This window comes from Ruminococcus sp. AM43-6, assembly GCF_003461785.1.
Lineage (GTDB): Bacteria > Bacillota > Clostridia > Oscillospirales > Ruminococcaceae > Hominimerdicola > Hominimerdicola aceti.
In genome coordinates, this window is the sequence record NZ_QTXU01000009.1 from 653 (window position 1) to 25,527 (window position 24,875).

Genomic DNA, 24,875 nt, shown 5'->3' on the forward strand with positions numbered 1-24,875 from the left:
TGGATACGAGATACAATACGCTACCAACTCAAAGTTCACAAGAGCAAAGAAAGTCACAATAACAAATAAAAAGACCGACAAGACCACTATTTCAAAGCTTTCAGGCAAAAAGAAATATTATGTTCGTGTTCGTTCGTATACAACGGTAAAGGGTACTAAGTATTATGGCGCTTGGTCGGCTTCAAAGAGTGTGACTACTAAGAAGTAATTTTTATCGTTTATGAAAACTCCCCCATGCAGAGGGTTTCTGCATGGGGGAGTTTTTTTTACGTTAAAGCGTACATTTTGTCGGCAAAGCCACCCTGAAATGTTACGACCGACCATATAAAAAACACCGCACAAAGTCTTACCTCTGTGCGGTGTAAATATCTACTTTATTACTTCCTCTTAGAAACCACCATAGCTGCACCTGCAAGTGCTGCCAGACCTATACTTATGCCCATTGCCGCATCTGTATTAGGGTTTGTGGTGCTGTTAGGATTTGTCGTTGTCTTTGATGATGAAGCCGCTGCGCTGCTGTCATTTGTTGCTTCAGAAGAAGCCTCGGAAGAAGACTCCTCTGCTTTGCTCTCGCTGCTCTCCTCACTTGACGACTCCTCAACAACGTTATTGAACTCAACATCGTCGTCCTTTGTCATTTCGTCAACGCCGTCGTTAACCAACTCAACTCTCTCCCAGCCGTAAATGCCTTCAATAGCATATGTAAGCTCATAAGCTGCTGTCTTCTGTGAAACAGCTGATGGGTGATAGTCAACTGCATAACCATTGTTTTCGCTGTCCTGAACGCTGAACTGGAAAACTGATACCTTGCTGTCGCCTGTTTCAGTCTTATAAGTGTCAACTGCATCTGTAATAGAAGGATAAAGCTCCTGTCCCATAATACCGAGTGTACAAAGTATCTCAGAATTTGGATTCTTAGCTCTTATCTCCTTGAGGAAATTTACATAGCCCTTTTCAAACTCAGCACACTTATCAGGGTCACCCTTTGTGTATGAGTTATCGTTTGTACCAAGATTTACAACGATAAGCTCAGGCTGATACTGTGAGAAATCCCAATCATAATTAGCTGTCTGTTCACCGTCGAACCAGCTCCATGTAAAGCAGAACTTATCATAGAAATTTGGCACAAGCAGTGCGTCATTTACCTTGCCGTTGCCTGAATAACCAGAGATCACACCTGCTCCGCTTACTGATACAAAGCTGTAGTCAGCACCAAAATTCTGTGCTGCCTTGTAAGCATATGTCTTTGCGGCGTTCTCGTTGTAGATAGAAAATGACTTTCCAAGTGGATCGTCAACGCCGTATCCACAAGTGATAGAGTCACCAATAAACTCGATAGAATGCTTTGCTGCCTCTGTTGGCTGTGGCTTGCCGTCTACCTCAAAGCTGTCAATTGCGATAACGCTCTGTGCAGCTTCTGAAAGCTTTATGAGCTTAACTGTGCTTTCGCCCTCAGGAAGCTCTACCTCAACTGCGTTTGTCTTCTTATTTTTTATGTAGCCCTGCTTAACAAGCTTGCCGTTTACAAATACGCCAATTCTTGCCTCACCTACGCTGCCGTTTACATTGAAAACAGCCTTTGTGCCTGTGCATTTGAACTCGATACCGCTTGCAGAATAGCCAAGTATCGTTGTGTCGCCCTTTCTGTAAGTACGACCGATAAGCTTAACATTGTCGCTTGTTGCCTCATAAGAGGTGAGCTTGTCCGTTGCTTCTGTGTCTGCCATGGCTGTCATTCCCATGCAGCCTGCTGCAATAGCTGCAGCACAAAAGCCTGCAAAAAACTTCTTCATACTATGATTTCCTCCGTTTTTAAGGTTTTTGAGTCTTTCACCTTAATATTTCTCAACTTAATAATTTAATTATACTCTATCTGTAAGATATATGCATTAATTTATTGTTAATATTTATCCGTCATTTTATTAACAGGGCTGTTAAATATTCTTTATCCTCTTATAAACCACAGCCGACAGCGGTGGACAGACAAAGCTGCTTGAAACAGGCTGTTTGTTCATCTTGCCGTTTTCGTCAAGCCTGAGATAAAAGCTTCCCTCAGGCAGACCGAAGACCCTGTTCTCGTAGTAAGGATTAAGTGCGATAACATAGCATTCTCCGTCTTTTTCAAGCTTCCAGCTTACGCAGTTCCAATCGTCATTGTGCATAAAATGAAGATGTGCGTTCACGTCCTCTTTAGTGTTCATTCGGAAAAGCGGACTTCCCTTTCTCAGCCTTATAAGAGCCTTGTAATACTCAAAGACCTCTTTATATTCAAGCTTCCTGTTCCACTTTATGGAGTTAGTGTAGTCAGGCGCATTGTAGCTGTCATGGGAATAGATATTCACATCGTTTGGCTCTTCGCCCTCTTTGAGTATCCTCGGCTTTGACCTAAGAAAATCCTGACCAAGCTGTATGAACGGCATGCCCTGTGAAAGTATCACTATAGCCGCCGCAAGCTTGTCCATTTTTATCCTTACGTCCTCACTGTCATTCTTTGCCGATATACAAAGCTTGTCCCACAAAGTATTGTTGTCATGAGCCTCACAGTAATTCACCGCCTGAGTAGGTTCAAAAGCCCAGCAAGCTTCTTTTGCGTCATTTATCTGATAGTGTGGCACAGAGCCGGCTATACCACGCCTTAGAGTAGAAGCCGCATTTCTGTTTCCGCTGACAAAGCCCTTGTCATATGGATTGAAAGTACCGCCCTTAATGGAATCTCTGATGTTATCGTTGAAAAGTCCAACTCTTCCAAACTGATATGAATTCCATTTATATGCAAGCCTGTCAGCAGGGAGCGGTGACTCTCCTCCCGTCCAGCCCTCGCCATACATTAGTATCTGAGGATCTATCTTGTTAAGCTCGTCCCTTATGATGTTCACAGTTTCAATATCGTGAAGCGCCATAAGGTCAAAGCGGAAGCCGTCAATCTTATATTCCGTTGCCCAAAATCTGAGAGAATCTATCATGAATTTTCTCATCATCATATGGTTTGAAGCCGTTTCGTTTCCACAGCCCGAGCCGTTTGAAAATGAGCCGTCATTTCTTATCCTATGATAATAATATGGAAAAGAACGCTCAAAGGCAGACTCCTCGGTATAGTAAGTGTGATTGTATACCACGTCCATTACAACGCCAATGCCGTTCTCGTGAAGTGCCATAACAAGCTGTTTGAACTCTCTTATCCTGCACTTAGGGTCATAAGGGTCTGTGGAATATGACCCCTCAAGGCAGTTGAAGTTCTTAGGGTCATAACCCCAGTTATATTGATTGAGCCAAGGCTTGCTCTCGTCCACAGTGGCATAATCTTCCACAGGAAGCAGATGAACATGGGTTATGCCAAGCTCTTTGAGATGCTCGATACAGGTGTTCACGCCCTGATATTTCGTACCCTTATCGGCAAAAGCCACATACTTACCTCTATGCTCAGGAGCAACGCCTGATGAACTGTCCGCAGAAAAATCCCTGACGTGGCACTCATACACCACTGCGTCGCAGGCATTTCTGCACTTAGGCTTCTTGACCTTGTCCCAGCCCTCAGGGTCGGTGGTCTTGAAATCCACCACCGCACCAACGTTTCCGTTGACTCCGCAGGCTTTTGCATAGATATCTATAGTTTCATGCCTTGTTTTGTGATCGAACTCAAATGTATAGGTATAAAAAACGCCGTCAAGGTCACGGAGTATCTCGACATACCAAACACCGTGGTCAAGCCTTTCCATAGGCAGGCTTTCAAGACGGCTTTTGCCCTCGCCGTCAAGATACAGATTAAGATAAACTCCCGTTGCAAGCGGCGACCATGTTTTAAATACAGTTTTGCCCTCTTTCATGACCGCACCCAGATCGTTTCCTATATATTGATTATCTCTGTCGAACTGTTCATAATTCAATCTGTACATCAACCATGCCCCTTGCCTATGTTTTTTACTTCTTAGATATTTTTACTTCAGACTTTCGCCAAGCACCGAGCCTTGAAGAAGCTTAGTTTCAAAGCCCTCCCTCGTATTTTTAAGCAGGTCATCGCAAAGCTTTACCTTGTCCTTTTCAAGAAGCAGCAGGATAGTTGAGCCGCCGAACTCGAAATATCCCTTTTCTTCGCCCTTTGTGACCTTTACGCCGCCCTCAGTGTGCAGATTTGATATCTTGCCCACCATAAGAGCACCGACTTCCATTTGAATAATATCTCCGAACTGCTCCGTTCTTATCATGCAATATTCTCTGGAATTTTCCTTGAAAACAGGCAGATAATTGTTCACCACAGGGTTCACAGTGTGAAGGATACCATTTATCTTTCTGTTGTGGCTCTTTACACCGTCTGCACAATAACAATAACGGTGATAATCGTCCACTGAAAGTCTGATGATAACTGCATAGCCACCCTCATAACGCTTTGCAAGCTTGCTGTCCCTGAGAAGCGAGGCGGTATTATACACTGCGTTCTTTATAATAAAGGTATCAGACTGTGTTATCTTATAAGCAGTCACCTTGCCGTCACAAGGTGAAACAAGCAGATTCTTGTCCTTAGTGATAAAACGTCTGCCAGGCTTTATTTTTCTTGTGAAAAAATCATTGAATGAGCGATACATTCTTTCCTCATAGTCAAACATATCTATTCCGTTTTTTTCTGCAAAGCCGAAAATAAAAGGCACTGAGAACTTGCTGTCAAGTATCACTCTTGCACACTTTGAAAATATCGGACAGCCGAGAAATTTCATAAGCGCCCTGCCCATTGCCGAGCTGTAGGCAGCCGCAAGAAAGCTATCCTGAGATGTGGTCTGTTCGTATTCTCTACCCTGTCTGTCACGATATTTCATCTGTTTCTCTCCTTTTATTTACATTATTGTAGGGACGACACACCCGACGTCCTGTTTTTCACACACCTGTCCGGCAAAAACATTTCCCATTCAGGTAACTTTTATCTTAGATTATATGCTGCATTTTAAGATAGCCGAGAAGGATTATCGCACCTATAGTAAAGAGTATCAGCACGCCCTTCATGGAAAGCTTCTTGACATTTATTTTCAATACAAAGAGTATTGAAATAAGTATCATAAAGCTATGGAAAACAAATGGAAAAATATTTCTCGGTATATTGTGCTGACCCATGAACAGCAGAGGAAGTATCATAGCAACTGTTGTAACAGGCAGACCCTTATATTCTTTTCTGTTCTCTGTTGTGTTTCTCTGACGCTCTTCCTCCATAACGTTGAAGTAGCCAAGTCTGATAACAGCACCAAGAACTATCATAATGCTTGCGATAAGACGAAGCGGATAAACTGAATTGTAGTGATAGCCTATGACAGCAGGGAAAACACCGAAGCAAACAAGGTCGCACAGCGAGTCGATCTGTATGCCGAAGACCTTTTCATGCTCTGTTCTGTTTTTCATGCTTCTTGCTATCTTGCCGTCAAAAAGGTCGCAGATACCCGAAAGAAGCAGGCAGAGAAAGGCTATGGACATATGATTTTCAAAGACCTGAGTGATCCCGAACACTGACGAAACAAGTCCTATGTATGTGAGTATTACCGAATAATTATAAAAACCGATCATTTTTTCTTTTCCTCTCATTCTTTTTCGACTTCTTTTTTAACTTCCTGCGACCCCTCAAGACTATTCTTCTTATCATTCCTCATAACGATAAAATGAGCCACGAACGTTACCAATGCGCTCATTATCAGCAGTAAATAGAAGCTGAGTCCACGGCTCAGTAGCATTGCAGGCTTTACAAGCTCTGCGGTGAAAATGCTACTGAACATATATGTGAAGCAGCCCTCTGTTACGCCTGCCGCGCCAGGCAATGGCAGCATTTCAACTGCAACGCCTATCATAGTCTGAAGTGCGATAATATTCCAAAAACTTGTTCCGCTAAGGCCGTAGGACTTATACACTATCCATGTGACAGCCAGCAGGAACAGTCTCTGCACCAGTGTGATAAGAAAAATATTTATCACAGTATGCACATTGCTCTTTATATATTCCGAACCGATCATGTAATTGTCGCAGATACGCTTTATTTTGTTTATGTATTTTTCGTTGTTCTTTTCTTTGAGTATCCTTATGCGTGTCAGAAGATTTATAAGCTTTATGCCCATTTTTCTCGCCCACAAAGGCTTATAGAAAATAAACACAAGCCCTGCGATATAGGCGATATTCAGTATAAAGCCGATAAGCAGAAGCCACCAAAGCCGTCCCACATGAATCTTTATAAAGCCAAAGTTGAAAAGCAGGAACGCCACTGCAAGAAGCACCTGCACAGCCTTGAAAGCTATGGTGATGATAAGCATTATCAAGGTGGAAAAGCCTATCTTTATGCCGTCTTTCTTCATGTAATACATCTGCGCAGGCTGTCCGCCGGAAGCAGACGGCGTTATACAGCTAAAGAAAAAGCCTATAAACGAGTATTTCAAACAACGCCTGAAAGGAGTTTTTACTTCAAAAAGCCTCAGCATATACTTTATTATGACCGACTCCCCTGCCACATAGCAGAACACGCACACAGCACCCACTGCAAGCCAGCTTTTCTTTGCAAGGTGAAGATCTGCCACTATGTCGGAAAATTCTTCTCCTCTGAAAAGCAGTCTTACTGTCAGCCAGCCTATGACCACAATAAAGAATATATTAAGAACATATTTCAGGTTCTTTTTTATTTTCATCATCTCCGAATTTTCAGCCTGTCCATTAAAAGGTCAGACCGTTTTTGTCCCACACATATTTTTTACAGCACGAATGCCATAAAGCACAGATTTACTATTATCTGCAAAATTGTAAATCTTATTACTACCTGAGTATCAGACCAGCCCTTGTTCTTTCTTGCATGGTCGTGAAGAGGAGTTCTTATGCCCTCCATAAAATTCTTTATTTTCAGGAAACGTCTGAAAGAAAGCTTCAGAAGTCCGAGTCCGCCGTCAAGTATGATAACTATAGCCATAGGGATAAATGCGAACGGTGCGGCAGTTTTTAAGAACATCACCGCAAGGAAAACGCCCAGCGCTCTCGAGCCTGCGTCACCCATGAGCATCTGGCTAGGTGAGCAGTTGAACCACAGATAAGCCGCAAGCGTCACGAACATTATCATAGGAAGGAGCATATCAGCCGCACCGCTCTTTGTCACCATAAATGCAAGTGGCAGAAGAACTGTCATGACCAATGAACCGCACAGCCCGTCAACGCCGTCTGTACAGTTTGTAACGTTTATAGCCGTCCAAACGAGGACGCCTGCAAGGATGATGAACAGCGGCGCAGGGATAGTGAAAGTGGAATTTGTGATATAAAGCTTCACCTGCGAGCCGTTATAAAAATAGTATGTAAACGCAATGCCAAGAGATATGACAAGGTCAATAAGACCCTTTTTCAGGTTGCCCCAAGGAGTTTCGGCGGCATCATCAAAATATCCGCTGAGCATGGCAGCATACACAAGCACGAGATAGATTATGTTCTCGATATCGAGAGGATAAAAAAGTGCTGTGCAAAGTGTAAAGGAAGTCACGAAGATAATTCCTGCGCCACGAGGCTTGCCCTCAGAAAGTGCACCGTTCACAGCGAACGCTCTGCCCTGATCTTTAGGCAAAATACGTTTGAAAAATTTCAAGCTGAAAAATGCGATCAGAAAACTGCACAGCATCGGCACGAGCAGCACCAATGTAGTATTATTAGTCTTAGCCAAAAGGTTATAAAACATTGTCATCGTCCTTTTCTGTTTCAATTCATACATATACTATTATATTATACAACATAGCTGTGCAAAATGCAAATATTATTATCCGTCATTTTGCACAATTTTTTCTTAATGGTTTCTTAATGTGGAGTAGGCTAGGAATTTTTTAGGGTGAGGGTTGAACACTTTGACCTTTTGTGCTATAATGATCTCAATAAGGAGGCATTTTTATGGCAATAAAAGACAAAGTGCTGGAACTTCTCGACGATAGCAAGGGCAAATATCTTTCAGGCGAACAGCTTGCTGACACGCTTGGCTGTACCCGTGGGGCTGTTTGGAAAGCTGTGAAAGCTTTGCAGGAAAACGGCTACCCTATCTCTGCGGTGACGAACAAGGGCTATTCCCTTGATGAAAACACCGATATACTTTCCCTTGCAGGCATAAAAAAATATCTTGACCCTGACCGTCAGGGGCTTGAAATAGAGGTATACAAGGAAGTAAGCTCCACTAATCTGGTACTCAAAGACTATGCAAATCAGGGCGTGCCCGAGGGCAGGATAGTCATTGCAGGTATGCAGACGCAGGGGCGTGGAAGGCTTGGACGTTCTTTCTTCTCGCCCTCTGATTCGGGACTTTACATGAGCATTCTTCTCCGCCCTGACATGGCTGCGGCTGACGCTGTTAAGATAACCACTGCTGCCGCAGTTTCAGTTGCCCTTGCAGTGGAGAAGGTCAGCAATCAGAAGCCTGACATAAAATGGGTTAACGACATTTACATAAACGGCAGGAAGATATGCGGAATACTCACGGAGGCTTCTTTCAGCATGGAAAGCGGCGGACTTGACTACGCTGTGCTTGGTATCGGTGTGAACACCTACGAGCCGGAAGGCGGTTTTCCTGAGGCAATAAGAGATATCGCAGGACCGATATTCCACGAAAGAAAAAGCGATATGCGAAACAGGATAGCCGCAGAGATAATAAACAATTTCATGCGTCTTTATGACAGCTTTGAAGAAAACAGCTTTTACCCGGAATACAGAAAACGCTTGCTGTGGGTAGGCGAGAAGATAAACGTCATAAGAGGAAGCGAAAAAACTCCTGCCACAATGCTTGGGGCTGATGAGGACTGCCGTCTGCACGTCAGATATGAGGACGGCAGAGAAGAATATATTTCCTCAGGAGAGATAAGTATTCGCAAGGCTTAACATAATATACGAAATGTTAGGTATATCTAATGAAACAAACGGCTATGATTTTTTATAATTAATTCAGTTTATCAAATAGTATCAGCAGGTCGAGTCATTGAGAAATGGCTCGATTTTTTATGCATTATAACTATATAAACGTTTTCGTTTATGTGTATTTCTACAAGTTAGTCAATGCTTATTCTAATTATATATATCCCATGTAAATAAAAACATTATTCATTTTGTGTCATATAGTATATAATTATAGTTGACAGTATGTCTTGATTATTGACTTTGTAATCAAATTTAACTTTAATTATATGGAGGAAATTTTATGACAAAAGAATTTGATTATTCACCGATCGACAAAATTCTTGAAAATCATGAAAAAACAGCGGTCATAGCCATATTGCAGGATATTCAGGAGATATATCACTATCTTCCAAAGGAAATATTCCCATATCTTGCAAAAAAGCTTGGCACAGGCGAAGCAAGAATATACAGCGTTGCGACCTTTTATGAGAATTTTTCTCTCGAGCCAAAGGGCAAATACGTTATCAAATGTTGTGACGGCACTGCCTGTCATGTAAGAAAATCTATACCTATTCTCGAATATCTCAGAGGAGAGCTTGGTCTTAGCGAGAAGAAAACCACTACTGACGACCTGATGTTCACAGTGGAAACTGTTTCATGTCTTGGTGCTTGTGGACTTGCCCCTGTTCTCACTGTGAATGATGTTGTTCATCCTGAGATGAATCCTGACAAGGCTGCGGCTCTGCTTAAGGAACTGAGAGAAAAGGAGGCTGAATAATATGCTGCTGAAAACGAAATACGATCTTGACAACGCTCGTGAACAGTATGGTAAGCTTGTTGACAAGCAGTCTAGAAAAGTGCTTGTTTGCGCAGGTACAGGCTGTGTTGCAGGCGGTTCGCTGAACATATACCAGAAGCTTATAGAAACTATCTCCGCAAAGGGATTGGAGTGCGTGGTAGCACTTGCTGACGAGCCACACGATGATGATATTCACGAGGGCGCTATTGGCGTAAAAAGAAGTGGCTGTCACGGCTTCTGCGAAATGGGTCCACTTGTTAGAATAGAGCCGGAGGGTTGGCTTTACACCAAGGTGAAGCTTGACGATGTTGACGAGATAGTTGACAAGACTATCTGCAATGGCGAGTGCGTTGAAAGACTATGCTACAAGAAAAACGGTGAAATATATCGCCAGCAGTCAGAAATACCATTCTATAAGATGCAGCAGCGTATCGTCCTTGAACACTGCGGTCACATTGACGCTACTTCCATAAAGGAATATCTTGCTATAGGCGGCTACAGAGCCTTTGAAAAGGCACTTCTCGATATGTCACCTGAGGATATCCTCAACGAAATGACAGAATCTAATCTTCGTGGACGTGGAGGCGGAGGATTCCCTCTTGGCAGAAAGTGGAAAAGCGTTGCAAAGCAGAAAAGCCCTACAAAATACATAGTCTGCAATGGTGACGAGGGCGACCCTGGCGCATTTATGGATCGTTCTATCATGGAGGGCGACCCACACAGACTTCTTGAAGGCATGATGATAGCCGGTATCGCAACAGGCGCAAAAGAGGGATATATCTACGTTCGTGCGGAATATCCGCTGGCAGTATCACGTCTTAAAGGTGCGATCGCACAGGCTGAGCAGTTTGGTCTGCTTGGTGACAATATACTCGGCACAGATTACTCATTCAGAATACATATAAACCGTGGTGCAGGCGCATTTGTTTGCGGTGAAGGCTCTGCCCTGACGGCTTCTATCGAGGGCAAGCGTGGTATGCCTAGAGTTAAGCCGCCAAGAACTGTTGAACATGGCCTTTTCAACGAGCCTACAGTTCTCAACAACGTTGAAACTCTGGCTAACGTGCCTGTTATCATCAACAACGGTGCAAAATGGTTCAGGAGCATAGGCCCTGAGAACTCCCCTGGAACAAAGGCTTTCGCTCTTACTGGCAACATCTCGAACACCGGTCTTATTGAAGTGCCAATGGGAACTTCTCTCAGAAAGGTAATATTCGATATCGGCGGCGGCATGAGAGGTGACGGAAAGTTCAAGGCTGTTCAGATAGGCGGTCCGTCAGGCGGCTGTCTTGTTACGCCTAACCTCGATATCCAGCTTGACTTTGACTCGCTGAAAAAAGTCGGTGCTATGATCGGCTCAGGCGGACTTGTTGTTATGGACGATAAGTCCTGTATGGTAGAAGTTGCAAGATTTTTCATGAATTTCACCCAGAACGAGTCCTGCGGAAAGTGCGTTCCGTGCCGTGAAGGTACAAAGAGAATGCTTGAGATACTTGAGCGTATCGTAAATGGTAACGGTCAGGAGGGGGATATCGAACTGCTTCTTGAGCTTGCCGACACTATCTCCTCAACTGCTCTCTGCGGTCTTGGAAAGACGGCTGCATTCCCTGTTGTATCTACAATAAAAAACTTCCGTGAGGAATATGAAGCTCACATAAGAGATAAGAAGTGTCCATCAGGCAACTGCAAGAAGCTTGTGACATATCAGATCGACCCTGAGATATGCAAGGGCTGTTCAAAGTGTTCAAGAGTCTGTCCTGTGGGTGCGATCAGCGGCGAGATCAAAAAGCCGTTCAAGATCGACACCTCTAAGTGCATAAAGTGCGGAGCTTGTATTTCCAACTGCCATTTCAAAGCTGTCAAGGAGGTTTAATTTTAGCTATGAATAAAGAGTTTATGATAATCGACAATATCCCCGTTGCTATAAACGGTGAAAAAAATCTGCTTGAGCTTATCAGAAAGGCAGGCATCGAGCTTCCTACATTCTGTTACTATTCTGAGCTTTCAGTATACGGTGCTTGCAGAATGTGCATGGTGGAAAACAAGTGGGGCGGCATGGAAGCCGCTTGCTCAACTCCTCCGAGAAACGGTATGGAGATATACACAAACACACCAAGGCTGAGAAAATACCGCAAGATGATATTGGAACTTCTTCTTTCAAATCACTGCGGCGAATGTACGACCTGCGATAAAAACGGCAAGTGCAAATTGCAGGAGCTTGCAGCAAGATTTGATATCCACAGGGTACGTTTTGACAATCCAAAGTCCAAGCCTTGTATCGATGATTCTTCTGTATCTATCACCAGGGACGCCAACAAGTGTATCCTCTGCGGTGACTGCGTAAGAGTGTGCAACGAGGTACAGAATGTTGGTGCAATAGATTTTGCATTCAGAGGTTCAAAAATGAAGGTCGCCTGCTCATTTGACAAGCCTATAGGCGATTCAAACTGCGTTGGCTGCGGTCAGTGTGCGGCAGTCTGTCCAACAGGCGCTATAATCATAAAGAACGACAGCCACAGGCTTTGGAAAGAGCTTAATCAGGAAGACACTATTGCAGTGGCTCAGGTAGCTCCGGCTGTAAGAGTTGCAGTGGCAAAAGAGTTCGGCTACAACGGTGAGAACGTTATGGGCAAGATAGTTGCAGCACTTAGAAGAATAGGCTTCAACTACATTTTTGACACATCTACAGCCGCAGACCTCACTGTTATGGAGGAGTCAAAGGAGTTTGCAGACAGGCTTGCAAACGGCGGAAAGCTCCCGCTGTTCACATCATGCTGTCCTGCATGGATAAAGTATGCTGAGAACGAGTATCCTGAGATACTGCCTAACATTTCCACTTGCCGCTCGCCAATGCAGATGTTTGCTTCCGTAATAAACGAGAAGTTCAAGGGCGAGGGCAAGAAGATACTTTCTGTTGCTGTTATGCCTTGCACTGCCAAAAAGGGCGAAGCCGCAAGAGATGAGTTCAAGGACGAGAACGGCAAACCACTGGTTGATTTTGTCATCACAACTCAGGAGCTTATCATGATGATAAAAGAAGCCGGTATCGTGTTCAACGAAATAGAGCCGGAAGCTGTTGATATGCCGTTCGGCACTATGACAGGCGCAGGTGTTATCTTCGGTGTAACAGGCGGTGTAACAGAAGCCGTTATCAGACGTGTTTCCACAGACAAATCGCTTGCTTCCCTGAGAAATCTTGCATTCGAGGGCGTAAGAGGCTTCGAGGGCATAAAGGAGCTTGAAGTACCTCTTGGCGACAAGGCTATCAAGGTCTGCGTTGTAAACGGACTTCGCAATGTTGAGGTCATAATGAACAGAATGAAAGCTGGCGAGCATTTCGACCTTATCGAAGTTATGGCTTGTCCAAACGGCTGTATAGGCGGCGCTGGTCAGCCAAAGGCTACTATCGACGAGAAGAAAGAGCGCAGTGTTAATCTTTACAATGCTGACAAGCTTTGCACTTTGAAGCGTTCAGAAGAAAATCCGCTTATGGATAAGCTTTATGAGGGTATCCTCAAGGGCAGAGAGCATGAACTGCTTCATGTAAGCTATGTAAAATGACAAAATAGCATAAATAGCGAAAGGCTGCACGAAATTGTGCAGCCTTTTTTGTGTGTCGAAAAACTATAATAAAGGGGCAATCTGAGGTCGCCCCAACATATGAACAGCGTATTTACATAAATTGTAGGGGACGGCGCCCTCGACGTCCCGCTTATTTAGGACGTTGTCAATAAGCTCAAGTTTGCACGAAATTGTGCAGCCTTTTTTTGACGGATTATTTTATTATGATATATTCTCCACCTTGACAGCTCTCTTTTCATTTCTGCAGTTCACTATCTCTCCAAGAGTGCAGTATATAACAGAGAACACAGGCACAGCAATGAACATTCCGAATATGCCAAAGAGGTTTCCGCCTATGGTGATAGCGAAAAGTGTCCATAGTGACGGCAGACCAACCGAGTTTCCTACCACCTTTGGATAGATAAGATTGCCCTCAATAGCCTGAATAATGAACATGAACAACAAAAACAGCACAGCCTGCTTGAAATCCGTCACGCATATAAGCAGGAATCCCACCACATAACCAAGAAAAGCTCCCACAATAGGGATAAGTGCAGTGCAGGCAACGAGTATGGCAATAAGCACCGCATTCGGGAAACGGAAGATAGCCATACCAATACCACAAAGGGAGCCGAGGATAATGGCTTCCGTGGTCTGACCCACAAGAAAGTTCGCAAAAGTGTCGATAGAGCGACGGCATATACGGCTTATGCGGTCGGTGATACGAGTGCTGAGAAAAGCACAGCTTATGCGCTTGCACAGGTCTTTGAGCCGCTCTTTTGCGGCAAGCATATAGACTGCAAAGCAGATTCCCAAGAAGAAGTTCACAAGACCTGAGAAAAGATCTGTCACAAAGCTTACTGTTGAACTGAGTGTATTCAAGATCACAACGCCGTCTTTAAGCCAGCTTGTAACCTTATCGATAATATCAGCAGTGCTTATATTCATTCTGTCAAGCCACCCTGCTATCTCAGGGGAATTGTTGAGCTTGTTGGAAATATTTGAAATAAGTACTGGGATATCGTCTGAAAGCTGAGAGAAAGTCTTTATGAGTGCAGGAATAATAAGCCAGCACACAAGTGCCACAACGCCTAGGCAAAGCAGAAAGGTCAGCACTATCGAGCATGGTCTTTTCAGCGTTTCCACAGTTTTGGCATATTTCTCTTTTTTAGGCTTCTTAAAAAGCCTCTTTTCAATGCCTGACATTGGCACATTCAGGATAAATGCGATTATACAGCCAAATATAACAGGCTTCAAGACACCGATCATTACGCCCAGAAGTCTAAAAAACTTATCATAGTTGGTCAATCCCCAAAAAAGCACTACGCCAAGAACCACAAGGGCTGCATTTTCTTTGAATTTTTTTGTGAATTTCATTAGTTTCTCCTTACAAAAACGAGCTGTACAGCCTTTGCCGTACAGCTCTCAAATCGCTTAGAAATTAGTGTTAAGGCTGAGATACTGTCCGCTCTGATAGAGATAGATCAGATATACCACAGACGCATAGATAGTCACAACAGCGACTATCAGTGATGTAATTGCAGCGAGAATGTTCAGTATCGGGATAAACGCCACCACAAGGCACACTGCCATGACAATAAGGCAGGTCTTGTTTACATTCCACACATGGTCGCCCTTGTTTGCAAGGCCGTAGTTCTTCACGTCCCTGAGCAGGTCGCCCGTTGATTTGCAGATATAGTAAAGCACCGCTATGTTCATTACATTGCCGGCAAAACTCAGAACACTTGATATCGCATTATTGTCAATAAATGTGTCAACTATTGAAAAGATAAGATCAGCCACTGTGAAAACAAGAGCTGTCTGATAACCATTATGGTCTTTTGAAGCTTCAAGTATTCCCCATACGTTGAAAATAGTTGCGGCTACGGTACAAGTCATCAAAAGAAGTGCGCCTATCCCCGGTATAAAAGCAAGCGGAACTCCTATAACACCTATGATCTTTGCCAGAAACACCTTTTTGATACCGCTTGCGGCATTTGGATATTTTACCATTTTATTACCCCCTATATTTCGATTTCTTAATCAAGTTCGATATTCATTATCGGCTGTGAAACGTCTGCGCCGGCAGGTACCATTGGAAGAACGTTTATATCCTTGTTGATGATAACGTCCACAAGGCAAGGCTTACCGCATTTGAGTGCCTTTTCAAGCATTGGCTTTATCTCAGATTTCTTTGTTATCCTTACGCCCTCAACGCCAAATGCGTCGGCAAGCTTCATAAGGTCTGTTCCTCTTTCAATGTTAGTCTGAGAAAATCTCTTGCCGTAGAAAAGTCTTTGCCACTGTCTTACCATTCCGAGAACGTCATTCTCGAAAACGAGCTCAACAAGCGGTATCTTATGCTTTGCAAGTGAAGAAAGCTCGTTGCAGTTCATGAAGAAGCTTCCGTCGCCTGCGATGTTTACTACAGTTCTGTCAGGGTTGCCCACCTTTGCGCCCATTCCCGCGCCAAAGCCGTAGCCCATTGTACCAAGTCCGCCGCTTGAAGCAAAGCTTCTTGGACACTTGAAGTTATAATACTGTGCAGCCCACATCTGATGCTGACCGACTTCTGTGGAGATGATAGCTTTGCCGTCTGTAAGTCTGTCAAGCTCCTCGATAACGTCCTGCGGAAGCACCTCGTCCTCGCTCTCGATAGGCACCATTCTCAGTGCATACTGCTTTTTCCAATCCATAACAGTATTCATCCAAGCCTCGTGCTTCATATCAGGAAGAAGCTCGCAAAGCTTTGCAAGGATATACTTAACGTCCCCAATAACATGGCTGTAAACGTCAATATTCTTGCCTATCTCGGCAGGGTCTATATCAATATGTATGATCTTCTTATCCTTTGCAAATGTCTTAGCGTTGCAAAGAACTCTGTCGGAAAATCTTGATCCGAGAACTATCATAAGGTCACATTCGCTGAGCGTCATAGCGGCTGTCTTTGTGCCGTGCATACCAAGCATACCGATATAGCAGTCCTTAGTATTGTCAAGTGCGCACTGACCCATAAGTGACAATGAAACAGGTGCGTCCACTTTTCTTACGAACTCAGCCATTTCTTCTGTTGCGTCAGCTGAAACTACTCCGCCGCCTGCATAGATAAAAGGCTTCTCAGCATTCTTTATAAGCTCTGCCGCAGCAGCTATCTCCTCGTTTATGCCCTCAGGATTATGATTTACTACCCTCTTAGGCTCTTTCTTCTCATAAACCATAAGTGCGCCTGTGATATCCTTTGGTATATCTATAAGAACAGGACCCTTTCTGCCCTCGTTTGCAATATAGAAAGCTTCTCTGATAATGTCAGCAAGCTCCGCAGGGTCTTTCACAATGTAGTTATGCTTTGTGATAGGCATTGTTATCCCGCAGATATCTACCTCCTGAAAAGAGTCAAGACCAAGCAGATCTCTTGTTACGTTTCCTGTGATAGCCACCATAGGGATAGAATCCATATAAGCTGTGGCGATACCTGTTACAAGGTTCGTAGCACCCGGACCTGAAGTTGCGATAACAACGCCCGTTCTGCCTGTTGTTCTTGAATATCCGTCAGCCGCATGGCAGGCAGCCTGCTCATGGGCGGTGATAACATGGTGTATCTTATCAGAATATTTATACAGCGAGTCATATATGTTTAGAACTGCTCCGCCCGGATAACCGAACACTGTATCGACGCCCTGCTCCAGCAAACATTCAATTATAACGTCTGAGCCACGTAACTCTTTCAACATTTTTTATTTCCTCCAAATTACAAAATACATCTAAAATCATAAAAATATATCAATATATGATTATACTATATCTGCTTTAAAAAGTCAATACTTTCATTCATTTGGCTCATAAGCTCGTCCACCGTATCAGAGAAAAGCTTTGCCTGCTCGTCAGGCTTCTTTTCCTCCACAGTTTCCGCATTTTCAGGCTTCTGACTTTCAAGCATATCCTGCACACTCACTGTCTTTTCCACAGCCTTTTTTGCTGTGAGCGTTTTAAGCTCATGATCGTCAAGATAAGGCTTTATGCCCACAACGGAAACATTGTCAGTTCCGCCGTTTGTGAGAGCAAGCTCCATTATAGCGCCTAGCTTTTCAGAAACAGAAAGGTCAAGACCAAGCCCCACCACCATTTCTTCCTCAGAAACGTAATCCGACACGCCGTCTGACACTATGATTATCATATCGTCAGGCTCTTTGCCAAAATCAGCCACCAATGGTGTTTGTGCCACATCAGGTTCATTGAGAGTGCTGCCGATAGAAGATATTATGGCATTCTGATACTGTGGCTCAAGCTCTGACACATCTTCTATCCTGCCATGCTCATACATATATCGTGCATAGGATTGGTCAACGGATATCTGCCTGATAGTGCCGTTCACATAGCGGTACATTCTGCTGTCGCCAACGTTTATGCACATTGCTCTGCTTTCCTCGTCCACCGCAAGGCAACACAGGGTGGTCTGCATATTTGCAGCGTTTTCAGCCCTTACGCCCTGCTTTTTTATTTTGTTGTGAACATCAATAAGCGTTCTTTTCATATCCACCCCTGAATTATATTCAAGAATGGAAAGATGCCTTAAACAAAGCTCCGAGGCGACCTCTCCTGCATTTTCTCCACCAACGCCGTCGCAAACGGCTGCAATAAAAGGAGCAGCGACAGTTGATTCATAGCTGCCGCTGTTGATGACCTCGTGGTCTATTAAAATGCAGTCCTCATTCTGTTCACGGTAATTTCCCTTGTCTGTTATTCCGAAAATATAATAATACATTTATTATCACCGTCTGAAAACTGGTATCGTGCTGTTATATCATATCTGCAACAAGACTGCCCATTTCCTTACAGCCAACGAGCTTCATGCCCTCTGACATGATATCCCCTGTTCTGTAGCCTGCTTCAAGGACTTTCTTGACAGCATTGTCGATAGCGTCTGCTTCCTTATCCATATCGAAAGAAAATCTCAGAAGCATTGAAGCTGAAAGGATAGTTGCGATAGGGTTAGCCTTATCCTGTCCTGCGATATCAGGTGCAGAGCCGTGGCTAGGCTCATACATACCGAACTTTGTGTCATTCAGTGAAGCGGAAGCCAGCATACCAAGTGAGCCTGATATCATAGCGGCTTCGTCTGAAAGGATATCACCGAACATATTCTCTGTAAGGATAACGTCAAACTGCTTAGGATCTCTTACAAGCTGCATTGCGCAGTTGTCAACGAGCATATGCTCAAGCTCGACTTCTGGATAATCCTTAGCTACCTCGTTTACTACCTTTCTCCAAAGTCTTGAAGAATCAAGAACGTTAGCCTTATCAACGCTTGTAACTTTCTTTCTTCTCTTCATGGCGATGTCAAAGCCACGGATAGCAATTCTTCTTATCTCGTTCTCGTTATATGTAAGAGTATCAACGGCAGTTTCAACGCCGTCAACGTTCTCTGTCTTTCTTGCACCAAAATACAGACCGCCTGTAAGCTCTCTCATTATCATCATGTCGAAGCCGTCGCCGATTATATCGTCCTTAAGAGGGCAAGCTTCTCTAAGCTCAGGATAAAGATTTGCAGGACGCAGGTTAGCGAACAGACCAAGCTCTTTTCTTATTTTCAGAAGTCCGGCTTCAGGTCTGAGGTTCGGAGCAAGCTTATACCATGGTGAAGTGGAAGTATTTCCGCCAATAGAGCCAAGCAGAACTGCGTCTGAGTTCTTTGCTATCTCGACAGCCTCGTCTGTAAGCGGAACGCCATATTTATCTATAGAACAGCCGCCCATAAGGATATCAGTATAAACAAACTTATGACCGAACTTTTCAGCAACCTTGTCGAGGACCTTCTGTGCTTCTGTCACTATTTCAGGGCCTATCCCGTCGCCCTTTATAACTGTTATTTTCTTTTCCATGTTATTTTTCCTCCTCAGAATTTAAAGTCGAAACGCTTATCTCGCAGGAATAGCTCTGCTTTTCGGCTGTCATGAACAAAATGCCTGTATAGACCGAACACTCGCCGTCAATAAGCTTCTTTTTGCAATAATCGTCAGCAGCCATGCCTTTGAGCTGATACTGCATATAACTGTCCGCCGTATCAGTGCCGTCAAAGTTCACCTGACTATAGTCTATCTCCTCGCCGTCCATATAATATGACCAGTAGTAAGACAAACCGTCAGAGCCTTTGACCTTTATGCTGTTGGGTGAAACAGTGCTGTCTATGCTTGCTTCGTCTATATTTGCCCAAAGTCCGTTGAAAGTGGAAAATCCAGCACCATTTATCTCAGGCTTATTGCAGGCAAAGGTCTTTGTTGTAACGCCTTTTTTATCGGTCTTTTCGTCCTTTTCCACAAGCACTATACTGCTGTTTGAAGCAGTTCCCCTTGCAAAACTGCCGCCAAGCTTTCTGTTTATCTCTGCAGAGCTTAGGGTCAGGTCTATCTTGCTGCCGTCCACCATTACCATAAAAGGCAGAAAATCCTTGCTGCTGTATTCAAATTTACCGCTGCTCTCCTCTTTTTTCGAGCAGCCTGCGCTGCACACCAGCATTACCCCTGCTGTAAGTGCCGCAAATAGCTTTTTAGCTTTCATAGCTTCACCCCTTCATAGAAACAGTTCAAGGGCGACCCCTTTTGAGAGATCCCCCTTAAAGCTTCAAAATATCTTATTTAAGTGAGTTAAGAAGACCATTGCTGTTGATGATATTGATAAGAAACTCAGGGAACGACTGACCCTGATAAGTCTCATTCTTGGTCTTGTTTGTGATAACGCCACTGTCGAAATCTATCTCCACCTCGTCACCGTTATCTATCTTCTCAGCAGCTTCCTCGCACTCGATGATAGGAAGTCCGATATTTATAGCGTTTCTGTAGAATATTCTTGCGAATGTCTTTGCGATAACACAGGATATTCCGCTCGCCTTGATAGCAGCAGGCGCATGCTCTCTTGATGAACCGCAGCCGAAATTGCTCTTTGCTACCATTATATCGCCCTTCTGAACGTTCTTTGCAAAGTCAACGTCAATATCCTCCATGCAGTGCTGTGCAAGCTCCTGCATATCAGGTGTGTTGAGGTATCTTGCAGGGATAATAACGTCTGTGTCTACGTTATCCCCGTATTTATGTACTTTTCCGCAAGCTTTCATTATGAAAACCCCTTTCGTCAAACTTTATCAGCCCTGCTTGAACTCTGACGAATGGAATATATTTTCTCCTATCGCCTGTTTTCTAAGCTCTTCATATATCTTTTCAAGATACGGGCCGTCTATAGTATCCTTGTTTCTTGTAATAAAATAGCAGATCTTTACCTTGTGGAACATTCCCTCTTTAACGAGAGCATACACAGGTGTACCCCCGATATTGGAGGTATAAAAGGTATTGAAGCCCTTCTTGTCAATAAGAGCCTGCGTCATTTCCACGGTAAATGTATTTTTGTCATGGAGTTCCTGAATGATCTCGTCAGCCTTCTCCTCACGCTGATAGTCATTTAGTGAAGTTCCGTACTTCTTTGTAACAATACTAAGAAGTATATCGGAGAATATTTCCCTAAGATAATTTTTCATCTGTTCTCGCTCCCAAGTCATACATGCGGTCATGCCGCATATCAATTATTCCCCCAACGCAAGATCTGTCAGCTGATTTTCTCCCCGAATATCACATAACTTCCGACGGCTGTGAGATCTTGCCTGTCACAGCTGAAGCGGCGGCAACGTAAGGTGAAGCCAGATAAACCTCTGATTCTGGGTGACCCATACGTCCCACGAAATTTCTGTTTGTTGTTGCAACGGCTCTTTCGCCCTTTGCAAGAATACCCATATGTCCGCCAAGACATGGACCGCAGGTAGGTGTAGAAACCGCACAGCCTGCATTTATGAATATCTCCAGCAGACCCTCTTTCATGGCCTGCATATATACCTTCTGTGTGGCAGGGATAACGATACATCTAACGTTCTTTGCCACCTTTTTGCCGTCAAGTATCTCAGCGGCACATCTCAGATCCTCTATTCTTCCGTTCGTACATGAGCCGATGACCACCTGATCTATCTTGACCTCCGGGATATCGTCAAATGTTCTTGCATTCTCAGGTAGATGCGGGAAAGCAACTGTAGGCTTTATCTGGCTGAGGTCGATAGTATATTCAGCCTCATACTCAGCGTCATCGTCAGCCTTGTATATCTTATATTCTCTGTCTACCTTATCCTTGATGTAATCAAGTGTAACATCGTCAACTGCAAATATGCCGTTCTTTGCACCTGCTTCGATAGCCATGTTAGCCATGCAAAGCCTGTCCTCCATGGAGAGGTTTTTCAGACCATCGCCTGAAAATTCCATAGACTTGTAAAGTGCGCCGTCAACGCCTATCATGCCGATTATATGAAGTATAACGTCCTTAGCGGCACTATACTTTGGAAGCTTGCCTACGATATTGAACTTGATAGCGGCAGGAACTTTGAACCAAGTCTTTCCCTTTGCCATGCCTGCGCACATATCTGTTGAGCCGATACCTGTTGAAAATGCGCCAAGTGCACCATATGTACAAGTATGTGAGTCAGCACCGATAACGCAGTCGCCTGGAGCGACAAGTCCTTTTTCAGGAAGCAGAGCGTGTTCAATGCCCATATCGCCAACGTCGAAATAATTCTTTATGTCATACTTTGAAGCAAAATCACGGCAGGTCTTGCACTGTGTAGCGGATTTGATATCCTTGTTAGGTGCAAAGTGATCCATGACCATTGTGACCTTATTCTTATCGAAAACATCTGTAAAGCCCGCTTTATTGAACTCGTTTATAGCCACAGGTGACGTAACGTCGTTGCCGAGAACCAGGTCAAGGTTCGCCATTATAAGCTGACCTGCCTTGACTTCGTCAAGACCTGCGTGGGCTGCCAGAATTTTCTGAGTCATTGTCATACCCATTTAATATTACTCCTTACTATCAGATCTCAGAGCATACCAAGATCCTTTATTTTTTATACCCATTTATTATACCACTATTTTGATGTTAATGCAAATACATATTTATTATATATCTATGAATAATATTTATACTAAACGTTTGAGATATGAACATATCTCTTTTACATTTACATATAAAATGCGAAAATTTTAATCACATTTTAAACAATAGCACTGCGTATCAACTGAAATATCTTTCACAACATCACAAAATACTAACATTCACGGGAAAATACCGTCAGCCCTCTTGACTTCATTTGCATGGCATAGCTGTTCTCTTTCTGCGAAAAATAATATTACAAAGAAAAAAGGAGGAAACAGCAATGAAGATGAAGTCAATGATAACAGGCGTTTCAATGGCGATAGCCGCAGGAACAGTGGCTTATGCAGTCACAGAGGCGACATCAAGCGAAAAGAAAATGCTCAAAAGCCGCACAGGACGTGCTATCAGAGCTATCGGTGACGTAATGGACGGCATTTCAATGATGATGAAATAGCCCTTATGCAGGAGCGTACCATGGTGGTAACGCTCCTGTTTTTGGCATTTTTAACTCTGACTTATCTTTTTCAGCAGCGTAAGAGCGTCGATAACATCGACCTTTCCATCACCGTTCATATCCGCACGCTTTAGCTGAGCGGAATCAAGCTGCGTCTTGCCTGCATTGTAACGCAGCATGAGCAAAGCGTCCACAACTGTCAGATACTTGTCACCATTCACGTCTCCCTGCTGCAGGGTCTGTGAAGCGGCTTTTCTTGTTATTTTTATGGTGTACGTCCGTTTTACACCGCTTGCCGCTGTGCAGGTGACCTTGATGGTATTCTCGCCCGTTTTAAGGCTCACCTTGCCCTTTCCAGACACCTTTGCACTTTTGCCCAGCGGATTTGCATTAACAGTAACAGAAGAAACCTCCGCATTGACTTTGGCAGTATAGCTTGTGGTGAACTTATCGAATTTTGGTGAAATGCTCGTGCCTGAAACGCTGAGAGATTTAAGATAATTGTTGTTATCTCCACTGCTTGTAGGCTTTGGACAAAGTTTATCAGGCATATTGTTGTAAACAGGTATCTTGAACTCCATTGCACTGTTCAAAATATCCTGAGAATAGGCGTTTTTTAGGCTTATGGCTTCATTTGCCTGACCGAAAACGCAGGTCATATACTGGTGGTAATAAAGACCGTTTCCGCCGTCTACCATATCGAATTTTTGCAGATAAAGGGTATCCTGACCCTTTGTTATGTAGCCTGTGCCTAAGAATATCGAGCCGCCCACTATGGACTTGTATTGATTTGTCCAAGGAAGAAGATAAGTCGGATTAGTAGTTTTTGCATACTTACAGCCCATTTCTGCGGCTGTCATGGTGGAGGTCGCATAAGCCTGAATGTCAAAGAAGTTGAAATAATTCTCATAGCCTTTCACAGTACCAAGGGATTGCGGCGCACCATTTACGCCCTGCTCGTTCCTGCACCTCGAAGCAAGGTGATAAGGTGAAACGCCCGATTTCTTTGCAGCGTCCATAAAGGTCTGCGAATATGTATACTTTTTCTTTGTGTCAGGACAAGTGTAGCTTCCGCTCATAAAAGTGTCTGCAAGAATAGTTTTTACACCGCTTTCCGTCTGATAAGAAGGATCATATGACTGATTTTCAAACATGAAAATGTATGTATCGTTGAGAAAATTTCTCGGATCCATATAATACATTATTATCTCTTTTGAAGCCGCCACCCACGAGCCGTCAAGCCCATACCAATAACCGCCGTTAAAATCATATGCACCCTTTTCCATTGACTTCCATGAAGCCAGTGCCGACGAGTGGACAAGGTTTCTGCCCACAACACATTCTTCCTTTAACGCAGTGTTCCAATTCACGCCAAGCTTCTGTGCGGTAAATATCCACTTTGGGTGCTGTTCATGGAGCTTTCGCAGATATGGTTTATAGCTTTCAGGAAAGCCCTGCTTTGTCATATAGCTCTCAAAATCAGCGTCAGAACTGCTCTGCGAACCGCTTGATGTCAGCTGAACATATGCCGCCGAAACATAGCCCGTCACATTGCCGCATGATATCTTATACCATTTCGCACCGCTTGAGTCGGTGGTTTCGGAAAGTATAGTCAGGCTGTCGCCATAGCTTACTGTGCCTGTTTTAGAATAGCCTGTGCCTGCACCGCTGCGAACATTCAGAACGTCTGCCGTACAGCTTCCCGTCATATTTGCCGCTGAAGCTGTCAAACATGAAGCCGCCATTGACGCTGCAACAGCAAACGACAGGATATATGAAATAATCTTTTTTATCAACTCGTTCACCTCAGAAGATATAGGCAATACCGCAACAAGGCACGCCTATGTATAAGTCCTTATTTTTACACACATTGGTTTGTACATTTTTCTGTATCAAGTACAAAACTTCACCCTCATTATAGTACATTTCTCAGCGCTTTGTCAACAGTCTTTTTGATTCATAAAAAATTTACATTTAGTAAAATGCAGCTTCCACTTAAAAGTTACAGATTTATTACAGCCTATTTAGTGGCTTTGCTGTTGATCGGTACATACATATTGTGACGCAAAAGCTCTCATTATAAATATATCCAAAAAAATATGCTTATTTTCGCTGTTTTGACTATTGACGTGTTACTTTATATTGTGATATAATCCTATTACGACAAAGGTAACAGAACTTGTAATATTTTATGATGAAATATTACAAATCAAAGACAAAACAATAGTAAAC

General features: G+C 43.7%; 21 protein-coding genes and 1 pseudogene. 6 read left to right on the forward strand and 16 right to left on the reverse strand.

Translation table 11 applies throughout. From position 1 onward, the window contains the following. Positions 1–208, forward strand: a pseudogene (locus DW938_RS14975) (hypothetical protein); the annotation flags it as partial. 169 nt (positions 209–377) lie between these two features. On the opposite strand, the gene DW938_RS06760 reads toward DW938_RS14975, so the two are convergent. The 6 genes from DW938_RS06760 to DW938_RS06785 all read right to left on the reverse strand — a co-directional run bounded on the left by DW938_RS06760 (position 378) and on the right by DW938_RS06785 (position 7,672). Continuing rightward, the gene (locus tag DW938_RS06760) at positions 378–1,793 is read right to left on the reverse strand and encodes an SGNH/GDSL hydrolase family protein (RefSeq protein WP_118124287.1); all 1,416 of its coding nucleotides are present in this window, start codon (positions 1,791–1,793) and stop codon (positions 378–380) included. 141 nt (positions 1,794–1,934) lie between these two features. After that, positions 1,935–3,893: a type I pullulanase gene (gene pulA / locus DW938_RS06765; RefSeq protein WP_118124288.1), complete on the reverse strand. Its 1,959-nt coding sequence runs from the start codon at positions 3,891–3,893 to the stop codon at positions 1,935–1,937. A gap of 42 nt (positions 3,894–3,935) precedes the next feature. Then, a complete protein-coding gene (locus DW938_RS06770; protein WP_118124289.1) occupies positions 3,936–4,808 on the reverse strand; it encodes a phosphatidylserine decarboxylase in 873 nt (290 codons plus the stop codon). A 106-nt stretch (positions 4,809–4,914) separates the two neighbouring features. After that, entirely contained in the window at positions 4,915–5,562 is a 648-nt protein-coding gene (locus DW938_RS06775; protein WP_242992426.1) for a CDP-alcohol phosphatidyltransferase family protein, read from the reverse strand. Continuing rightward, the gene (locus tag DW938_RS06780; RefSeq protein WP_242992428.1) at positions 5,559–6,650 is read right to left on the reverse strand and encodes a lysylphosphatidylglycerol synthase transmembrane domain-containing protein; all 1,092 of its coding nucleotides are present in this window, start codon (positions 6,648–6,650) and stop codon (positions 5,559–5,561) included. The genes DW938_RS06775 and DW938_RS06780 overlap by 4 nt, the downstream gene beginning before the upstream one ends. Positions 6,651–6,709: 59 nt before the next feature. Then, positions 6,710–7,672 carry a phospho-N-acetylmuramoyl-pentapeptide-transferase gene (locus tag DW938_RS06785; protein WP_242992430.1) on the reverse strand — a complete coding sequence of 321 codons (963 nt, stop codon included), beginning with the start codon at positions 7,670–7,672 and terminating at the stop codon, positions 6,710–6,712. Between the two features lie 206 nt (positions 7,673–7,878). Here DW938_RS06785 and DW938_RS06790 point away from each other — a divergent pair, with 206 nt between their 5' ends. The 4 genes from DW938_RS06790 (at position 7,879) to DW938_RS06805 (ending at position 13,228) form a co-directional block, all read left to right on the forward strand. Next, entirely contained in the window at positions 7,879–8,853 is a 975-nt protein-coding gene (locus DW938_RS06790) for a biotin--[acetyl-CoA-carboxylase] ligase (RefSeq protein WP_118124292.1), read from the forward strand. A 316-nt stretch (positions 8,854–9,169) separates the two neighbouring features. Further along, positions 9,170–9,646: an NAD(P)H-dependent oxidoreductase subunit E gene (locus tag DW938_RS06795; RefSeq protein WP_022288457.1), complete on the forward strand. Its 477-nt coding sequence runs from the start codon at positions 9,170–9,172 to the stop codon at positions 9,644–9,646. Between the two features lies 1 nt (position 9,647). Continuing rightward, entirely contained in the window at positions 9,648–11,540 is a 1,893-nt protein-coding gene (gene nuoF, locus DW938_RS06800; RefSeq protein ID WP_181984384.1) for an NADH-quinone oxidoreductase subunit NuoF, read from the forward strand. Positions 11,541–11,548: 8 nt separating this feature from the next. Further along, complete coding sequence (locus DW938_RS06805; protein ID WP_038670850.1) at positions 11,549–13,228, forward strand: [FeFe] hydrogenase, group A; 1,680 nt, start codon at positions 11,549–11,551, stop codon at positions 13,226–13,228. Positions 13,229–13,450: 222 nt separating this feature from the next. On the opposite strand, the gene DW938_RS06810 is transcribed toward DW938_RS06805, so the two are convergent. The 9 genes from DW938_RS06810 to leuC all read right to left on the reverse strand — a co-directional run bounded on the left by DW938_RS06810 (position 13,451) and on the right by leuC (position 22,107). Then, complete coding sequence (locus DW938_RS06810) at positions 13,451–14,605, reverse strand: AI-2E family transporter (protein WP_118124293.1); 1,155 nt, start codon at positions 14,603–14,605, stop codon at positions 13,451–13,453. 57 nt (positions 14,606–14,662) lie between these two features. Then, on the reverse strand, positions 14,663–15,241 hold the full coding sequence (locus DW938_RS06815; RefSeq protein ID WP_117896267.1) for a hypothetical protein: 579 nt from the start codon (positions 15,239–15,241) through the stop codon (positions 14,663–14,665). A gap of 26 nt (positions 15,242–15,267) precedes the next feature. Beyond that, a complete protein-coding gene (ilvB, locus tag DW938_RS06820) occupies positions 15,268–16,959 on the reverse strand; it encodes a biosynthetic-type acetolactate synthase large subunit (protein ID WP_118124294.1) in 1,692 nt (563 codons plus the stop codon). Between the two features lie 65 nt (positions 16,960–17,024). Next, entirely contained in the window at positions 17,025–17,990 is a 966-nt protein-coding gene (locus DW938_RS06825; protein ID WP_118124295.1) for a PP2C family serine/threonine-protein phosphatase, read from the reverse strand. A gap of 34 nt (positions 17,991–18,024) precedes the next feature. After that, positions 18,025–19,107: a 3-isopropylmalate dehydrogenase gene (leuB, locus tag DW938_RS06830; RefSeq protein ID WP_117876236.1), complete on the reverse strand. Its 1,083-nt coding sequence runs from the start codon at positions 19,105–19,107 to the stop codon at positions 18,025–18,027. Position 19,108: 1 nt separating this feature from the next. After that, positions 19,109–19,783, reverse strand: coding sequence for a hypothetical protein (locus tag DW938_RS06835; RefSeq protein WP_118124296.1), 675 nt, complete (start codon positions 19,781–19,783; stop codon positions 19,109–19,111). Between the two features lie 73 nt (positions 19,784–19,856). Further along, positions 19,857–20,336: a 3-isopropylmalate dehydratase small subunit gene (gene leuD / locus DW938_RS06840; RefSeq protein ID WP_022288466.1), complete on the reverse strand. Its 480-nt coding sequence runs from the start codon at positions 20,334–20,336 to the stop codon at positions 19,857–19,859. Positions 20,337–20,363: 27 nt separating this feature from the next. Beyond that, a complete protein-coding gene (locus DW938_RS06845; protein ID WP_022288467.1) occupies positions 20,364–20,753 on the reverse strand; it encodes a hypothetical protein in 390 nt (129 codons plus the stop codon). A 91-nt stretch (positions 20,754–20,844) separates the two neighbouring features. Then, the gene (leuC, locus tag DW938_RS06850) at positions 20,845–22,107 is read right to left on the reverse strand and encodes a 3-isopropylmalate dehydratase large subunit (RefSeq protein WP_118124297.1); all 1,263 of its coding nucleotides are present in this window, start codon (positions 22,105–22,107) and stop codon (positions 20,845–20,847) included. Positions 22,108–22,469: 362 nt separating this feature from the next. On the opposite strand from leuC, the gene DW938_RS14750 reads away from it, so the two are divergent. Further along, a complete protein-coding gene (locus DW938_RS14750; protein WP_022288469.1) occupies positions 22,470–22,643 on the forward strand; it encodes a hypothetical protein in 174 nt (57 codons plus the stop codon). A gap of 50 nt (positions 22,644–22,693) precedes the next feature. Here DW938_RS14750 and DW938_RS06855 read toward each other — a convergent pair whose 3' ends face one another. Continuing rightward, on the reverse strand, positions 22,694–24,439 hold the full coding sequence (locus DW938_RS06855; RefSeq protein WP_147342364.1) for an SH3 domain-containing protein: 1,746 nt from the start codon (positions 24,437–24,439) through the stop codon (positions 22,694–22,696). Positions 24,440–24,875 lie beyond the last annotated feature (436 nt).

Coding starts and splice junctions, on each gene's coding strand:
- DW938_RS06825 (WP_118124295.1), bottom strand. CDS start 17,990: ATGTATTATTATATTTTCGGAATAACAGACAAGGGAAATTACCGTGAA.
- DW938_RS06790 (WP_118124292.1), top strand. CDS start 7,879: ATGGCAATAAAAGACAAAGTGCTGGAACTTCTCGACGATAGCAAGGGC.
- DW938_RS06815 (WP_117896267.1), bottom strand. CDS start 15,241: ATGGTAAAATATCCAAATGCCGCAAGCGGTATCAAAAAGGTGTTTCTG.
- DW938_RS06810 (WP_118124293.1), bottom strand. CDS start 14,605: ATGAAATTCACAAAAAAATTCAAAGAAAATGCAGCCCTTGTGGTTCTT.
- nuoF (WP_181984384.1), top strand. CDS start 9,648: ATGCTGCTGAAAACGAAATACGATCTTGACAACGCTCGTGAACAGTAT.
- leuB (WP_117876236.1), bottom strand. CDS start 19,107: ATGGAAAAGAAAATAACAGTTATAAAGGGCGACGGGATAGGCCCTGAA.
- ilvB (WP_118124294.1), bottom strand. CDS start 16,959: ATGTTGAAAGAGTTACGTGGCTCAGACGTTATAATTGAATGTTTGCTG.
- DW938_RS06760 (WP_118124287.1), bottom strand. CDS start 1,793: ATGAAGAAGTTTTTTGCAGGCTTTTGTGCTGCAGCTATTGCAGCAGGC.
- DW938_RS06770 (WP_118124289.1), bottom strand. CDS start 4,808: ATGAAATATCGTGACAGACAGGGTAGAGAATACGAACAGACCACATCT.
- DW938_RS06775 (WP_242992426.1), bottom strand. CDS start 5,562: ATGAGAGGAAAAGAAAAAATGATCGGTTTTTATAATTATTCGGTAATA.
- pulA (WP_118124288.1), bottom strand. CDS start 3,893: ATGTACAGATTGAATTATGAACAGTTCGACAGAGATAATCAATATATA.
- DW938_RS06785 (WP_242992430.1), bottom strand. CDS start 7,672: ATGTTTTATAACCTTTTGGCTAAGACTAATAATACTACATTGGTGCTG.
- DW938_RS06780 (WP_242992428.1), bottom strand. CDS start 6,650: ATGATGAAAATAAAAAAGAACCTGAAATATGTTCTTAATATATTCTTT.
- DW938_RS06805 (WP_038670850.1), top strand. CDS start 11,549: ATGAATAAAGAGTTTATGATAATCGACAATATCCCCGTTGCTATAAAC.
- DW938_RS06795 (WP_022288457.1), top strand. CDS start 9,170: ATGACAAAAGAATTTGATTATTCACCGATCGACAAAATTCTTGAAAAT.
- leuD (WP_022288466.1), bottom strand. CDS start 20,336: ATGAAAGCTTGCGGAAAAGTACATAAATACGGGGATAACGTAGACACA.
- DW938_RS06845 (WP_022288467.1), bottom strand. CDS start 20,753: ATGAAAAATTATCTTAGGGAAATATTCTCCGATATACTTCTTAGTATT.
- DW938_RS06835 (WP_118124296.1), bottom strand. CDS start 19,783: ATGAAAGCTAAAAAGCTATTTGCGGCACTTACAGCAGGGGTAATGCTG.
- DW938_RS14750 (WP_022288469.1), top strand. CDS start 22,470: ATGAAGATGAAGTCAATGATAACAGGCGTTTCAATGGCGATAGCCGCA.
- leuC (WP_118124297.1), bottom strand. CDS start 22,107: ATGGGTATGACAATGACTCAGAAAATTCTGGCAGCCCACGCAGGTCTT.